Source organism: Cysteiniphilum sp. GTC20157 (assembly GCF_055396795.1).
Window position 1 is genome coordinate 662,176 of the sequence record NZ_AP044698.1, and the last position, 16,984, is coordinate 679,159.

The 16,984-nt window shown below is 39.6% G+C and carries 12 protein-coding genes; 6 read left to right on the plus strand and 6 right to left on the minus strand.

Features of this window, described 5'->3' with window-relative positions:
* Window positions 1–127 precede the first annotated feature (127 nt).
* Entirely contained in the window at window positions 128–1,453 is a 1,326-nt protein-coding gene (locus tag ACZ5V8_RS03075) for a hypothetical protein (RefSeq protein WP_464218295.1), read from the plus strand.
* Window positions 1,446–8,336 (plus strand): calcium-binding protein, encoded by a 6,891-nt coding sequence (locus ACZ5V8_RS03080; protein ID WP_464218296.1) that lies wholly within the window; start codon window positions 1,446–1,448, stop codon window positions 8,334–8,336. The genes ACZ5V8_RS03075 and ACZ5V8_RS03080 overlap by 8 nt, the downstream gene beginning before the upstream one ends.
* A 19-nt stretch (window positions 8,337–8,355) precedes the next feature.
* Here ACZ5V8_RS03080 and ACZ5V8_RS03085 read toward each other — a convergent pair whose 3' ends face one another.
* The 6 genes from ACZ5V8_RS03085 to rpsT form a co-directional block, all read right to left on the minus strand.
* Window positions 8,356–9,120: a cell division protein ZipA C-terminal FtsZ-binding domain-containing protein gene (locus ACZ5V8_RS03085; protein WP_464218297.1), complete on the minus strand. Its 765-nt coding sequence runs from the start codon at window positions 9,118–9,120 to the stop codon at window positions 8,356–8,358.
* Between the two features lie 76 nt (window positions 9,121–9,196).
* Window positions 9,197–10,333: a lipid-A-disaccharide synthase gene (gene lpxB, locus ACZ5V8_RS03090; protein WP_464218298.1), complete on the minus strand. Its 1,137-nt coding sequence runs from the start codon at window positions 10,331–10,333 to the stop codon at window positions 9,197–9,199.
* A complete protein-coding gene (lpxA, locus tag ACZ5V8_RS03095) occupies window positions 10,333–11,106 on the minus strand; it encodes an acyl-ACP--UDP-N-acetylglucosamine O-acyltransferase (RefSeq protein WP_464218299.1) in 774 nt (257 codons plus the stop codon). The genes lpxB and lpxA overlap by 1 nt, the downstream gene beginning before the upstream one ends.
* A gap of 2 nt (window positions 11,107–11,108) precedes the next feature.
* Window positions 11,109–11,561: a 3-hydroxyacyl-ACP dehydratase FabZ gene (fabZ, locus tag ACZ5V8_RS03100; protein ID WP_464218300.1), complete on the minus strand. Its 453-nt coding sequence runs from the start codon at window positions 11,559–11,561 to the stop codon at window positions 11,109–11,111.
* Window positions 11,562–11,583: 22 nt separating this feature from the next.
* Entirely contained in the window at window positions 11,584–12,606 is a 1,023-nt protein-coding gene (gene lpxD / locus ACZ5V8_RS03105) for a UDP-3-O-(3-hydroxymyristoyl)glucosamine N-acyltransferase (protein WP_464218301.1), read from the minus strand.
* A 72-nt stretch (window positions 12,607–12,678) separates the two neighbouring features.
* Window positions 12,679–12,954 carry a 30S ribosomal protein S20 gene (gene rpsT, locus ACZ5V8_RS03110; RefSeq protein WP_440617092.1) on the minus strand — a complete coding sequence of 92 codons (276 nt, stop codon included), beginning with the start codon at window positions 12,952–12,954 and terminating at the stop codon, window positions 12,679–12,681.
* 227 nt (window positions 12,955–13,181) lie between these two features.
* On the opposite strand from rpsT, the gene glpD reads away from it, so the two are divergent.
* From glpD to ACZ5V8_RS03130, 4 genes are all read left to right on the plus strand, one after another.
* The gene (gene glpD / locus ACZ5V8_RS03115) at window positions 13,182–14,723 is read left to right on the plus strand and encodes a glycerol-3-phosphate dehydrogenase (protein ID WP_464218302.1); all 1,542 of its coding nucleotides are present in this window, start codon (window positions 13,182–13,184) and stop codon (window positions 14,721–14,723) included.
* Window positions 14,724–14,881: 158 nt separating this feature from the next.
* On the plus strand, window positions 14,882–16,120 hold the full coding sequence (locus ACZ5V8_RS03120; RefSeq protein WP_464218303.1) for a pyridoxal phosphate-dependent aminotransferase: 1,239 nt from the start codon (window positions 14,882–14,884) through the stop codon (window positions 16,118–16,120).
* Window positions 16,121–16,294: 174 nt separating this feature from the next.
* Complete coding sequence (locus ACZ5V8_RS03125) at window positions 16,295–16,537, plus strand: antitoxin (protein WP_464218304.1); 243 nt, start codon at window positions 16,295–16,297, stop codon at window positions 16,535–16,537.
* Window positions 16,537–16,956 (plus strand): type II toxin-antitoxin system VapC family toxin, encoded by a 420-nt coding sequence (locus ACZ5V8_RS03130; RefSeq protein ID WP_440617085.1) that lies wholly within the window; start codon window positions 16,537–16,539, stop codon window positions 16,954–16,956. The genes ACZ5V8_RS03125 and ACZ5V8_RS03130 overlap by 1 nt, the downstream gene beginning before the upstream one ends.
* The last annotated feature ends 28 nt before the right edge of the window (window positions 16,957–16,984 follow it).

The following is a 16,984-nucleotide window of genomic DNA, read 5'->3' on the forward strand; positions in this document are numbered from 1 at the left end:
ATTTTGTTTTCCCCGCGCTTAACTTTTATTAAGGGATTAATTTTATACTAAAGTCTAACTTTTGAAGGCTTTATTAACTTATTTCTATTGTGTTGCTTTGTTAAGGTAAATTTAGGCGAGGTATAAAATGCACGATAAGACAAAAGCTAAGGGAAATCATAAAGAGGATGGTGCTGTGATGAGTCAATCAAAGAATGAAAGCACAGTTTCCACGCTTAGAAACCTAAGAAAAATCAGATTGTTAGAGCAAGTAAAGCCATTTTTTGACGTAGTTATTGTTATATTTTCTGTTGCTTTTTGGCCATTACTTATTGGTCTGTGCATTGTGTATGTTATGCATACTCATGTTGGCAGTGATCGAGCTGGCCCACTTTTGTTTTTATCTTTAATTACGCCTTTTATCATAATAGCTATGGCTATCTTTTTTATTGTATCTATTGCGTTAATATTGAGTGGTTATGCCCGACGGGACCGTTATAAAGAAAAACATCAAAAATTATGGGGTAAATATAAGCAAAGGACGCGCGTTTATTATAAATCTAGAGCAAAAAAAATCTGGATCATTTTCTTGATCATTATCGTTGGATTAACGCTATCTATAACAATAGCGTCATTAATTTTCGAGTATAAAAAAGCGAACTTTCTTGAAAGTAAGCAGAATGTCATCAAGACATTTTTAGCTAAAAACTATCCGGATGCAAAATTTTATGATGTTAAAGCTATCTCCGATTTGAGAAAAGGTGAAACCAATTACTTTACAGTCAGATCAAAGAAATATTTAGGGCACTATTTCGACGTTAGTATTACTAAAAGTAATACTGTGAGTTTGGACAATAATGATTTAACAGAAGCCAAACAAGAACTTGCCTATAGACAAAAATACTTTAAGCAGTTTGATGTTAATAAAATGATTTTTAATATTTATTCTGACGGGTTAAGTGGCTATATCGATATACAGAAGACGCCTGAGAAGTTATTGGAATTTATGACGAGCATCTTTGAGATTTATCAAAATATTAATAATGCTCAAGAGGTTTATCTAAAAGTTAATTTGGTCGATTTACCCGAGCCAATAGATAGTACTAAGATTGATATTCCATTTGATTGGCGACAATTGATGTATTATAAGAATAGCTATGCAATAAGGCATACTTGGGGATTGTTATTTATAGCAGATTGCAAAAACAGTCCGAGAACAGATGGGTGTCATAGCAAAGAAAGAAAAGATTCAAAATACGCTGAACTAGATGCACAAATCAAAAGTCCTTTAGATATTGCTAAGTATATTAAATTGATCCCAACGCATCCTGTTAAAGCTGATATTTTTGGAGATATTGTAGACTCTTGGGCAATTTCAAGGCGCTATAGCTCAGAACAGGCGCAATTTTTAGTGAATACCCCGCTTTATCAACAGATCGTTAAACTACAGACACGGGAGAAGACTTATGAATAAGCAAATAAACTCACAGCAAGCGGCATTTTTATCGTATTTGGTATATACCCAAAACGAAGAAAACAATCAATATATCTTTGATAGCCAAGAAGTAACAGAAGGTGAAAAAACATTAAGAGATTATATTTATGATCAGGATGGCAATTTTCGCCAAGGGATTCCGCAGGCGCTTAAAGATAAGATAAATAGCCAACCAGATACCTTTAACAAAATATTGGATAATTTTCAGTTAAAAGACACAACCAATAGTATTGATGGGGCAGAAACAATTGGTGGGCAGGGCTATTATGCCATTGCCGTACAACCTAAAGATGATCTAAGTAGCATCATGATTGTCAATAAGGGCACCAGTGAGTTCGGAGACTATATATCTAACGGACAGATGCTTATGGGCAATATTGCCGAAAATATGTTAGCAGGCACTAGGTTTGCTAAAAAAATAGCAGATATAAATGACAGCATACAAAGAATTATAACCACTGGTCACTCGCTAGGGGGTGCTATTTCGCAGGCGCAAAGTGCCTATATCGGTGATAAGTTAGAAAATACCTATACCTTTGAAGCGTTTGGCATTCATAAAATTATGAACCCAATAACAATTGATGGACAGTATTATGAGATTGATATGATTGATAATGAAATTGTTCATGTAGCAGTAACTGACCCAGACAAAATAGCGCTTTATAATAAATATGCTGAAAACAAAGACTTTATTGATGACAAAATATTAAATTACTTGCGTGAAGGAGATTATGTCGATCCGGTATCGGATAATATTGGGCAAACGATTATGTTGCCTGGTGGTGGGATTCTTGATTCTGGGGATATCCACAAAATCCATAATTACTTGTATCAAGGCTATGATGACAATGGCAATATAATTCCAGATAAGCTCAATATTGATGTGGTATTAAATGATTATGGTGAGGATATTGCGCTCATTGCTAAAGCTGAGATGGTTTTGCAGCAATTAATGGAGAAAGTGGTTGAAAACCCACTTAATATTGCAGACTTTGAAGCCTTGTATAAGTTAGCACTGGAAGATGCGGGTATTGATGAATCGTTATTAAATGAAGCACGTGGACGTCTGGCTGATTTTAAGGATGTCTTTGGCGATTATGCGAACTTCAATGAGATGCTAATCATGGGAACGAATGTTAATGATGATTCATCACAAGGTGAGTTGTTGCGTCAATTAATGGCGTTACTCGCCGAAGGTGTTGATATTAATCAAGTCGGCAATGTTGTGTTAGATGACCTGATTAATCAGCTATTTAACAGTGCATTAAACGCACCGGCTTTGCGACAGGATCCTTTGGTTTTAGATCTCGATGGTGATGGTATTGAGACGATTGACACCAATAGAAAAGTGATGTTTGATCATACGGGTGACAATGTCTACTACGCTACTGGTTGGGTTGGTAAAGATGATGCATTATTAGTGCGTGATATCAATGGTAATGGCAGAATTGATAATGGATTAGAGTTATTTGGCGAGAACACCATAAAACAAAATGGACAAAATGCCACAGATGGTTTTGATGCGCTATCGGATTTGGATGATAATCAAGATGGTGTGTTTGATGCGCAAGATATCGCTTTTACAAGTGTCAAGATATGGCAAGATGCTGACCAAGATGGCTTTTCTAAAGAAAGCGAGCTCAAAAGCTTAACAGAAGTGGGCATTAATAGCATTTCGATCAACAAACAATCGCTCAATCAGGAGGTGCTAGGGGCGACCTTAGCATATGAGTCAAGCTATCAAAATAACAATGGTCAAAGCTATCAAATCGTTGCCGCAAACTTTAATGAAAATAGTTTTCATAAAGTTGATATGAACAACATGCTTGAGATTACGACCGCTGATGTAAAAGGAGCTGTTGGTGTTGAAGTGGTTATGACTCCTTATACCGGCTATGGTGTGGTTAAGTCAATGCGCCAATCGTTGCAAGCAAGTCAAGAATTAAGAGAAATTAAGGAAACACTGATTGCTGGTAGTAGCTATGACCCTTATCTGCAGTTAGATTGGTGGATGAAGGCAGGAGATGATTTTGTGTCTGCAGAGAGTATGCTTGATGGTTTAACCTTGCAAGATGGCACTCAGATACAAATGAACCTAAGCACAGGTGTTATCGAGAAAACCAAGCAAACAGCTTATTTAGAGAGAGTCAATGGGCGGCGATTGTTAGATTATAGTATTGTCGATAAGGGAAGTTATTATTCTGTTGGGATCAAAACGGGTAACGTGAGCTTTGGTTGGCAAAATGTCAGCAAAGGTGGCAGTGTGACAATGGTTGATCAAAGCTTTTTTCAGCTTGTGAATGGGCAAAGAAGTGCGGTGATTAGTGAAGCGTTTCAGCTGATGGTTAAGAATATGAAAGAACATCAGCAAGCTAATCGCTATCAAGCAGTGTTAACACAAATGCTGCCTTATATAACGATAGAACAGGATGCCTCAGGTGTCGCTCAATATAATTGGCAACGACTTGAAAAGTATTTTCTAGAGATGGCTGAGAGTAATCCTGAAAAGAGCTTTTCAAGACTGGAAATGATTATTGAACGTCAACAACAAGAATTTCAACAATTGGGTTTTGACGCGTTAAAGCTTGCCAATGACATGTTGGCAGCACCAAGTAACAAAATGCTCGCTGAATTATCAGCACTTGATTCACTTGAGTTTATGAATCAAACCTACCACTTTGTCTGTGCATCTCAATCTGAACACGATCTCGATAACTATTTGGTAGGTAATCATCGCAATGAAAATATTTATGGTTTATCCGGGAATGATACTTTAGAAGGCGGTGGCGGTAGTGACGATTTATATGGCGGATTAGGTGATGATAAATTATATGGCAATGGAGATGATTATCTATATGGCGGTGCTGGTGATGATACCTTACTATCACAAGGAAATTGGCAGCATAATACATTAATTGGCGGCAAAGGAGATGACTTACTCATTACCTATAATTATACGATAACGACCTATGTCTACGAGCTTGGTGATGGCATTGATACGATTCGCCGTGGTGGCAGCTACCCATATGATCGATTTAATGATGTATTGCGCTTTGGTGCAGGGATTACCTTTGAGGATTTAAGCTTAAGCAAACAAGGTAACAATTTGGATATCCAAGTTGGTGATGATGAAAATAATCGTGTGCTTATAGAGAATTTTTATGCAGTAAGTGGTTATACTCGTACGAAAGTCGGTGGATTTGAATTTGCCGATGGCACGGTGATTAAGCGCGAGGATGCACGCTTAAATCCAGATATTGTTGGTGACGCATTAGCGAATACATTATCTGGTACGGATTTTGGAGAAAGGTTTTTTGCTTATGCTGGGGATGATGTGGTTCACGCAGGCAGTGGTAATGATATGATCGAAGCAGGTTTAGGTGATGATATTATTTATGCTGGCGCTGGTGCTGATATCGTATATGCTGGTGCCGGTGATGATGTGGTGTACGGTCAAGGCGGCTTTGATCAATTATATGGTGAGGGAGGTAACGATACACTCTATGGTCATGGGAGCAATTCAGAAGTTTATGGTGGTGCTGGTGATGATACCTTACTATCACAAGGAAATTGGCAGCATAATACATTAATTGGCGGTCAAGGTAATGACTTACTCATTACCTATAATTATACGACAACGACCTATGTCTACGAGCTTGGTGATGGCATTGATACGATTCGCCGTGGTGGCAGCTATCCATATGATCGATTTAATGATGTATTGCGTTTTGGTGCAGGGATTACCTTTGAGGATTTAAGCTTAAGCAAACAAGGTAACAATTTGGATATCCAAGTTGGTGATGATGAAAATAATCGTGTGCTTATAGAGAATTTTTATGCAGTAAGTGGTTATACTCGTACGAAAGTCGGTGGATTTGAATTTGCTGATGGCACGGTGATTAAGCGCGAGGATGCACGCTTAAATCCAGATATTGTTGGTGACGCATTAGCGAATACATTATCTGGTACGGATTTTGGAGAAAGGTTTTTTGCTTATGCTGGGGATGATGTGGTTCACGCAGGAGGTGGTAATGATATGATTGAAGCAGGTGCTGGTAATGATGTCATTTATGCTGGCGCTGGTGCTGATATCGTATATGCTGGTGCCGGTGATGATGTGGTGTACGGTCAAGGCGGCTTTGATCAATTATATGGTGAGGAAGGTAACGATACACTCTATGGTCATGGGAGCAATTCAGAAGTTTATGGCGGTGCTGGTGATGATATCTTACTATCACAAGGGAATTGGCAGCATAATACATTAATTGGCGGCAAAGGAGATGACTTACTCATTACCTATAATTATACGACAACGACCTATGTCTACGAGCTTGGTGATGGCATTGATACGATCCGCCGTGGTGGCAGCTATCCATATGATCGATTTAATGATGTATTGCGTTTTGGTGCAGGGATTACCTTTGAGGATTTAAGCTTAAGCAAACAAGGTAACAATTTGGATATCCAAGTTGGTGATGATGAAAATAATCGTGTGCTTATAGAGAATTTTTATGCGGTAAGTGGTTATACTCGTACGAAAGTCAGTGGCTTTGAATTTGCTGATGGTACGGTGATTAAGCGCGAGGATGCACGCTTAAATCCAGATATTGTCGGTGACGCATTAGCGAATACATTATCTGGTACGGATTTTGGAGAAAGGTTTTTTGCTTATGCTGGGGATGATGTGGTTCACGCAGGCAGTGGTAATGATATGATCGAAGCAGGTGCTGGTAATGATGTCATTTATGCTGGCGCTGGTGCTGATATCGTATATGCTGGTGCCGGTGATGATGTGGTGCACGGTCAAGGCGGCTTTGATCAATTATATGGTGAGGAAGGTAACGATACACTCTATGGTCATGGGAGCAATTCAGAAGTTTATGGTGGTGCTGGTGATGATACCTTACTATCACAAGGAAATTGGCAGCATAATACGTTAATTGGCGGCAAAGGAGATGACTTACTCATTACCTATAATTATACGACAACGACCTATGTCTACGAGCGTGGTGATGGCATTGATACGATTCGCCGTGGTGGCAGCTATCCATATGATCGATTTAATGATGTATTGCGCTTTGGTGGAGGGATTCCCTTTGATGATTTAAGCTTAAGCAAACAAGGTAACAATTTGGATATCCAAGTTGGTGATGATGAAAATAATCGTGTGCTTATAGAGAATTTTTATGCGGTAAGTGGTTATACTCGTACGAAAGTCAGTGGCTTTGAATTTGCTGATGGTACGGTGATTAAGCGCGAGGATGCACGCTTAAATCCAGATATTGTCGGTGACGCATTAGCGAATACATTATCTGGTACGGATTTTGCAGAGAATCTTCGAGGTGGTGAGGGTGATGATCACTTAATGGGTGCAGGTGGTAGTGATTATCTGTATGGTGAAGCAGGTAATGATACGCTTACTGGAAATGGCAATGACTTTTTATATGGCGGTGCCGGTAATGATATCTTACTATCACAAGGAAATTGGCAGCATAATACATTAATTGGCGGCAAGGGAGATGACTTACTCATTACCTATAATTATACGACAACGACCTATGTCTACGAGCTTGGTGATGGCATTGATACGATTCGCCGTGGTGGCAGCTACCCATATGATCGATTTAATGATGTATTGCGTTTTGGTGCAGGGATTAGCTTTGAGGATTTAAGCTTAAGCAAACAAGGTAACAACTTGGATATCCAAGTTGGTAATGATGAAAATAATCGTGTGCTTATAGAGAATTTTTATGCGGTAAGTGGTTATACTCGTACGAAGGTCAGTGGCTTTGAATTTGCTGATGGCACGGTGGTTAAGCGTGAGGATGCACGCCTAAATCCAGATATTATAGGTGATGCATTAGCAAATACGTTATCTGGTACGGATTTTGCAGAGAATCTTCGAGGTGGTGAGGGTGATGATCACTTAATGGGTGCAGGTGGTAGTGATTATCTGTATGGTGAAGCAGGTAATGATACGCTTACTGGAAATGGCAATGACTTTTTATATGGCGGTGCCGGTAATGATATCTTACTATCACAAGGAAATTGGCAGCATAATACGTTAATTGGCGGCAAGGGAGATGACTTACTCATTACCTATAATTATACGACAACGACCTATGTCTACGAGCTTGGTGATGGCATTGATACGATTCGCCGTGGTGGCAGCTACCCATATGATCGATTTAATGATGTATTGCGTTTTGGTGCAGGGATTAGCTTTGAGGATTTAAGCTTAAGCAAACAAGGTAACAACTTGGGTATCCAAGTTGGTGATGATGAAAATAATCGTGTGCTTATAGAGAATTTTTATGCGGTAAGTGGTTATACTCGTACGAAAGTCAGTGGCTTTGAATTTGCTGATGGTACGGTACTTAAAAGAGAAAACGTGCAATCAGGTAGTGATAATAATGATATTTTAGTTGCCAATGGTGATTTAAACTATCTCCATGGAGGCAATGGAGAAGATAGCTATGCAGTTGATTTTTCGCAAACACAAAAAACGATTGTTAATAACTATGATAACGACAATAGCACTGACTTTATGAAACTCAATGGTGTTAAAACCACAGATTTACGCTTTTATCGTGAAGTAAGTAATCTGATGATTAAGAACTTGGCTGATAGCAACAAACCTAAAGAAATTGTTGTGCAAGATTGGTTTGAAGCTGAAGATCATCAAATCGATGAGATTGAGGTTGGTCAATTTATGCTGAGTAATAAACAAATCGATGTGATCATCCAGACGTTAGCAAGCTTTAATGTTGAAAGTGGCGTTGGTGAGGACTTATTGAATAAAGATCAACAAGATGAAATTAAGAGTGTGCTAGTAAACTCATGGATGCCAAAAAGTGCATAATTGTGAGGTATGCCATAACTTAGTTTTGAGTTTCAAACTGCTTAATATATCGCTTATAAGCACTTTCGTCATGACTGGTAAAGCGTCTTCTATGCTCATTTAAAAGTGTTCCACCTAAGCGGGTATTGATTTTCTCAATGCTTTTGGTGAAGTGATCAAAACAAACTTGTGGCTCGTAAAATTGCACAAGATCAGCAATTTCACAGCGGCATAACAGGCGTGTGTAGTCTTTTTGTGTGAAGTCCTCTGGGTCGAAGCCCTTAACGGGTGCATCGGCCTTGATGCTAAAGAGTACGTCTTTGTCTTGGGTTAATAGCTCAAAGCTTTGATCTTCAGCATTAAAGCTTAAGCCATTATGTTTAAACAAAGTATCTAAGTCTTCGCCATTAAATACATACCCTCGCGGTGCGCTAATAAAGTAGCTGACAATCCCTTTCTCAAGTTGTGGATAATCTGCATGTGATTCTTCGAGTTCGGTAATCGGTGTATCAGATAATGGGTCGACCTTGATGTCGGCGCCAAGCTCAATTTTTTGCGCAACGTCTATGGTGCTCGAGTCATGTGATGTTGCACTTTCTTGTGATTGCTTGGCTTCAGCTTTTTGTTTATGTGGGGTTTTTTCTGCCTTTGCTACTTTTTTGACAGCTTTTTCTTTTTCTTGAATAGCTTGTAGCTTCGCCATCTCACGCTTGTATTTTTTGCGTTTGCTGCGGCGAAATGCATCAATCAATAGTAAAATCACGATGATAATACTTAGCAATAAAATCAGTTGAACTTGAGTCATGTTTATAATCTATATAATCGTATTTCAATAGAGGCTTATTCTAATCAATGCATGCCTAATTAAAAAGACAAAAGCGCTAAGAATCTAATAAATTTATAATTTCATCGCTGACTTTGCGATCGGCATCAAGCATCAATAGCTGATGTAGGCTTCGAAATGTTGCTTTAAGCTGTCGAGTATATTCTTGATCGTCAAAGAATCGTTGCAATTCATGAGTAATCTGATTAGCTGTGAAATTTTTCTGCAAAAGCTCTGGCACGATTGCCTTATTCGCAAGGATATTTGGCAAACCAACATATTTGGTTTTTAACATATGTTTAACAATAGTTGCTGTAAGTGTCGACATCTGATAACCAATGACCATTGGCTTTTTATAAAGCATTGTCTCAAGTGCAGCGGTACCCGAGGCGACTAATGCAAAGTCGCAGGCTTGTAGTACCCTATGTGCATTACCGTTGAATTTTTGAATGTTAAGCTTATCAAGTAGTTCTTGATGTTTATTAATCTCGCCATATAAACTTTCTTTGGCGACAGGAAGTAAGGTGTCAAACTCATAACCTTGCCTTTTTAACTGGGCAATGCTCTGCAAGAAAACCGGCAGGATGCGGATGATCTCTTGTGTGCGGCTCCCTGGTAGTAACGCAATAACTTTCCTATTGGGGTTTGTATCAATGTCAAGTTGTTTGCGAGCCCCAATAGTATCCTCATCCATAGGCGTTTTATTAGCTAAAGGATGTCCAACAAATATCGCTTTGTGCCCATGTTTTTGATAAAAATCTTCCTCAAAAGGCAAGATAGCAAAAACAACATCAGTAGCGCGTTTAATCTTTTTCATGCGACCTTCTCGCCATGCCCAAACAGAAGGACTGACATAGTGCGCGGTTTTGATGCCACGCGCTTTAAGCTTAGCTTCAACGGGGAGGTTAAAATCAGGCGCATCTATACCGATATAGATATCTGGTGGGTTATCTTGGCAATGTTTAAGAATCCCTTTGCGTACCTTTAAAATGGCAGGAAGGTGCTTTAACACCTCAAAAAGTCCCATGACGGATAGTGTCTCAATGGGATAAAGGCTTTTAAGCCCGGCATCAATCATTTGCTGACCACCAATGCCTTCGATAATGGCATTAGGGTAATGTTCTCTTAGTAAACGTACAACGCCCGCGCCCAGTTGATCACCAGAGAGCTCGCCCGCAACAAGCATAATACGCATTAGCGAATGATCCCGCGTTTTGAGCGCTCAAGCAATGTGACAAATCGCTCAATCGCGGGGGTTTCTTGCTGCATGACTTTAAGTTTGTCAATGGCTTCAACTAAGCGCAAACCTTGACGATAAATGACTTTATAAGCCTCTCGTATTTGGCGAATATCTTGCGAGGAGAAACCTGCTCTTTTTAAGCCTTCGACATTAATGCCGCAAGGTGAGGTAGTAGGTGATGCCGTCACCATCAAATAAGGAGGAACATCCTGCGTGATCAGCGCCATATGCGCGATAAAAGCATAAGAACCGATATGGCAAAACTGGTGAATGCCTGAATTGATGCCGATTGTGGCAAAATCATCGACGTGCACGTGACCGGCAAGCGCTGAATTGTTAACCAATGTGACATTGTTACCAACACGACAATCATGTCCAATATGCACATAATTCATAATCAAATTATTATTACCAACACGCGTAATGCCATCTTCTTTGGCAGTACCTCCATGAATGGTAACACATTCACGAATGATGTTGTTGTCACCCAAAATAAGCTGTGAAAACTCACCATGGAAGGTGCGATCAATGGGTTCTTCGCCGACGGAGGCAAATTGGAATATCCGATTATTTTTGCCGATAACAGCATTTTTACCAATAACCGCATGAGCAGAAATATTACACCCTTCGCCAATTTTGGCATTTTCACCAATAATAGCATAGGGACCTATCGTGACATTGTCAGCAATTTCTGCTGTTTCATGAATGACTGCTCTGTTATCGATCACGTTTATACTTCCCTGTAAGCTGCAAGAAACTCAGCACTGGCTACAAGCTCGCCATCAACATAGGCCTTGGCCTCACTTTTGCACATGCCGCGCTTTATTTTGCCCATTGTCGCATTAAATTTTAAAACATCACCCGGCACAACAGGGCGCTTAATACGGACATTATCAATCCCCGCAAGCACAAAAAGTTTCTTATGATCTTGTGGATCATGCTCATCACCCATCATTTTAACGCCCAAAATACCAATGGCTTGAGCCATCGCTTCAACGATTAAAACACCAGGCATAATCGGCTGGTTTGGGAAGTGGCCATTGAAAAATTCCTCATTGGCAGTGACATTTTTCTGAGCAATTACCGTGCCTTCTTCAACGTTGATATCAAGGATTTTGTCAATCAATAGAAAAGGGTAACGATGCGGTAAAATTTCTTTAATTTGTTGAATGTTAAGCTGCATGTGTAATGTGCCTTACGTTGGTTTATTCAGAATCTTTAGATTTTTGCTCGAGCATTTTAACACGAGTTTCCAGTTTATCTAACCTAAATATGCGCGCACTGGTGCGTTTCCATTCCATATGTGGGCGAGCATTAAATGCTGCAGTATAAAACCCAGGTTCAGTAATGCTTTTACTAACATTTGAGGCAGCAGCTAGCAATACGTTATCACAGATTTCCAGATGACCACTGACCCCAACTTGACCGCCAAGTAAGCAGTTTTTGCCAATGGTGACGGATCCGGCAATGCCGGTTGAGCCAGCAATCGCAGTATTCTCGCCAATGATAACATTATGTGCAATTTGCACTTGGTTATCGATTTTCACGCCATTAGCAATAATGGTGTCATCAATCGCACCTCGATCAATAGAGGTGCAGGCACCAATCTCAACATGATTGCCAATAGTTACACCTCCGATTTGCGGAATCTTAACCCAATTGCCTTTTTCATCTTTGGCATTACCAAAACCATCTGAGCCAATCACGGTGTTGGCATGAACAATACAGTGCTCGCCAATGTGCACGCCGTGATAAATCGTGACATTAGGCTTGATTTCTGTTTTTGTGCCTATGCTTGAGTTATCTAGGATGACACAATTGGCACCAATAATCGCATTTTCAGCAATGATAACATGCTCACCGATGACAACATTGGCAGCAATGGATGCATTGGCAGCAATTTTAGCAGAGCTTGCGATTGTCGCACTTGGGTGAATGCCAGCACTGGCCTTAGGTGTGCGATCAAATAAAGCGGCAACCTTAGCAAAGGCAAGATAAGGGTTATCAAGAACCACTGCATTTGTCGGACAGAGATCAAGTGCTTCTTTGGTTAATAAAACGGCTGAAGCTTTAGTGTCTTTAAGGTCGTTGATATATTTGCTATTGGCTAGGAATGACAGTTGTCCTGATTTCGCACCTTTAAGCGTTGCTAAACGATCGACAATAACAGATTCATCACCATGGACATAACCACCAAGGTCTTCGGCAAGTGTTTTAAGTGAGTACATGTTTATATATCCTTATGCATATAAAAAAAAAGCCCCATCAAGGAGCTTTTTGATCAATTGGCTGATGCGCGATTACGCAGCAGCAACTTCCAATGCTTTGATCTTAGCAACAAGACGGCTCTTATGACGTGCTGCTTTGTTCTTGTGGATCAAGCCTTTAGTGGCGTAACGATCTAATACTGGTTGAAGTTTGGCAAAGCAATCTTTTGCTAAAGATAAATCGCTTGCTTCAATCGCTTTAACTGTTTTCTTCATGAAAGTTCTCATCATTGAACGACGAGACATATTATGTTGACGGTTTTTCTCTGCTTGTCTTACACGTTTTTTAGCTTGCTTACTATTAGCCAATGTTCTTCTCCGATTATTTAATTTTTTTAGGTATCAAGTGACAGATCACCACAATCAAGAAACGGACACGCTTTTCTGAAATAGGATCAACTGCTAATTTAAAATCGCAGCGTATTTTGAACCGATTTGAATGATAAGTCAACACTGTGATTTTAATCATTAGAAAAAAGGTTTAATTTTGGCTACAATAGCAACCTGCTTATCAACCTAACGGCAAAAATATAGTCATGCAGGCACAAAAAGAGAATGTTATTCATACCGATGTTTTAGTGATCGGTGGCGGGGTTAATGGTACAGGCGTTGCTGTTGATGCGACATTAAGAGGTTTAGATGTGACGCTTTGTGAAGCAAAAGATTTTGCTTGTGCAACCTCATCAGCTAGCAGTAAATTGGTGCATGGCGGCTTGCGTTATTTAGAACAATATGAGTTTAAGCTCGTTAAAGAAGCCTTAAAAGAACGTGAAGTACTTCTGAAAAAAGCACCGCATATTATTCATCCTTTGCGTTTTGTTTTGCCGCATGCCAAACATTTGCGTCCGGTGTGGATGATTCGTGTTGGCATGTTTTTATATGATTTTCTCGCAGGTAAAATGTCATTAAAAAAATCAAAAAAGATCTCATTGGTTAATACGCTAGAAGGTCAAAATTTGATTGATGATTTCACTGTTGGCTTTGCTTATTCTGATTGCCGGATTGATGATGCACGCATGACGATGCTTAATGCTCAACAAGCCAAAGCGCATGGTGCCAAAATCTTGATGCCGTATCAATGCGTTGAGGTAAAAAAAGTGAAAAAGGTAAACAGTAGCTGGCAAGCAAAACTTGTAAATGATAAAGGTGATCAAATAATCGTTCTTGCTAAAGCCGTTGTTAATGCCGCAGGACCTTGGGTTGCGGACATTATTCATGACGTGCTAGAAACGAGTTCTAAATCGGCAGTGCGTTTGATCAAAGGCAGTCATATTGTGGTACCTAAGTTATATGAGGGTGATCATGCGTATATTCTGCAGAATGCGGATGGGCGTATTGTCTTTGCGTTGCCATATGGTTTTACTAGCGAACATAACAATGACTTTACCTTAATTGGTACGACGGATGTTAATTACCAAGGTGATCCAAGAGATATAAAAATTAGTGATGAAGAAGCGGATTATTTATGTGAGTTGATTAATGGTTATTTCAAAAGAAAGATTTCACCTAAAGACGTTGTTTGGAGCTATGCTGGTGTGCGTCCGCTATATGATGATCATGCCAAGGATCCGTCTAAAATTACGCGTGAATACCACTTGGAGCTTGAAGATGATCAGGGTGAATTACCCGTATTATCAATCTTTGGTGGCAAGATCACGACTTATCGCACTTTGTCGAAGCATGTGATTGATAAGTTGCAACCGTTTTTCCCTGATATGAAAGCATGCACAACGGATAAGATTGCAACACCAGGTGGTGAAGCAGCCTCATTTAACGAAATTTTGGCAAAGCTCAACACTACTTACTCATGGCTTCAGGATAAGCACGCTTATCGCTTGGCATCATCGTATGGGATGCAGAGTATTGATGTGTTAAAAGATGCGAAGTCTTATGATGATTTAGGGATATGTTTTGGTTATAACCTATATCAGCAGGAAGTTGAATACTTGACTGAACATGAATGGGTGCGCGATGTTGATGCGTTGTTATGGCGTCGCAGTAAGCTTGGGTTATGGCTGAAAAAAGATGAAGTAGAGCAATTGACGCAATGGTTAGAAAATTATTTTAAAACACTGTAAATGCAAGCTTAAACGTACCATTTGACCATGCTTAGGGTGCGATTGACATTGTTGGCTGAGCGTTAGTCGAAGCCATTTGTTGTTTTCATCCGTACCCTTCGACTATGCTCAGGGGACGGTTAATATGATTAGTTACGCAGAAAAACAAAGGAAATTAAATGGAAAGTAGTTTTAAGAAAGTCCCTAAAACTGGGGTGATTTATGTGATGTCTAAAGCGCAAGCGCATGGGTTTTATTATGGTAATCCTGAATGGTCAAATCTCGGGCAAGGTGCACCTGAAACAGGCGATATGCCTCAAAGTCCAGCACGCTTGAAAGATATCTCATTAGATCAAATCTCAGCTGAGTACAGCCCCGTCGCGGGAGATGTTGAGTTGAGAAAAGCAGTGGCTGAGCTATATAATCAACGTTATCGTTTTGACAAAAAATCGCAATATACCTATGAAAATGTTGCGATTTCCTCTGGCGGGCGCTTGGCACTGTGCCGAATTGCAGCAACAATGAGTAATATTAATTTAGGACATTTTTTACCGGATTATACCGCTTATGAAGAGCTGTTAAATGTCTTTGGCGGCTTTGTCTCTATGCCGATTTCTTATCGTACTGCCGAAGGTTTTAAACCGAATGTTGCTGAGATGGAAAAAGCAATGATTAATATGGGTTTGGGGGCAATGCTTTTATCTAATCCATGTAATCCAACAGGGCAAATTATTATTGGTGATGCATTAAAACAATTGATTAATTCAGCGAAAAATATCGGTTGCTCGATGATATTTGATGAGTTTTATTCTCACTATTTATATGAGCAAAACCAAAAAACATTAAGTGCTGCCGCGTATATCAAAGATGTCGATAAAGATAATATCTTGATCGTTGATGGGTTGACCAAAAACTGGCGTTATCCAGGGCTGCGTATCTCATGGACATTGGGACCAAAAGATGTCATTGAAGGCATTGCTTCAGCGGGGTCATTTTTAGATGGTGGCGCGGTGCACGCGATACAAAAGGCAGTTGTGCCATTATTAGATCTCAAACATGCTGATCAAGAAGCAGATTCAATTCAACAAGAGTTTGTCAAAAAACGTGATTACATGATGTTACGATTGAAAGAAATGGGCTTTGTGCTATCCAAAGTGCCAGAAGGGGGCTTTTATTGTTTTGCTTCTTTGGAGAACCTGCCAGAGAGTCTTGCTGATGGTATGAAGTTTTTTAAAGCCTTATTGCAGTATAAAGTGATTTGCGTGCCAGGTGAGTTCTTTGATGTGAATCCTGGTCAGCGTCGCAAAGTGGTTAATACGCGACTAAAGAAATATGTGCGCTTAAGCTTTGGTCCAAGTTTTGAGGAGATCAAGCTGGGTTTGGATAGGATACAAGAGATGCTGAATGAAGCATTGTAGCTATTATTGTTTTGACTATGATTACATGTTGACTCTAAATTTTTACTATGCAATGGTTGGCTGAGCATTAGTAATGAATCAATAATAAGTTACGATAAACAATGTGATATATCTTGATATATGTCAATCTCTGCTCTATGCTTTAGATAGGTTGGTCATTAGAGGTATTTTGTGATGATTCATACAGCGAAATTATTTATGAATGGGCGCAGTCAGGCAGTAAGATTACCGAGTAGTTATCGTTTTGACTGCAAAGAGGTTTATATCAGACGTCATCCTGAAACGGGTGATATTATTATTTCTAAAAAGCCTGGCTCGTGGGCGGATTTTTTTGCGATGAAAGAGGGAATGAATATCCCTAAAGACTTTATGACTGATAGAGATGATGAAGTGCCATCACAGAGAGATTTATTCTGATGGTAAATACAAAGCTCTATATGCTTGATACCAATACGGCAAGTTATATTATTAAAGGTGATTACCCTGCACTTAAGGCGCAGCTTATTAATGTCCCTATGTCGAGTATTTGCATCTCAGCGATTACTGAGGCTGAATTGTTATTAGGTGTCGCTAAAAAGCCGCATGCAAAACATTTGCCTATGATTGTTAATGAGTTTCTACTGCGTGTTGAGATATTGCCGTGGACATCACAAGCGGCAAAAATTTACGCAAAGTTACGCGCAACCTGTGAAAAAGAAGGCAAGACATTATCGTGCATGGATATGCTTATTGCAGCGCATGCTAAGGCTGAAAATGCGATTTTGGTCACAAAAGATAGTGCCTTTTATCACTTGTCAAAGCATCTTGAGCTAGAGGATTGGACAAATGATGAGTGAAAAAAATAGAGAAAGCATTAAGTTGAGT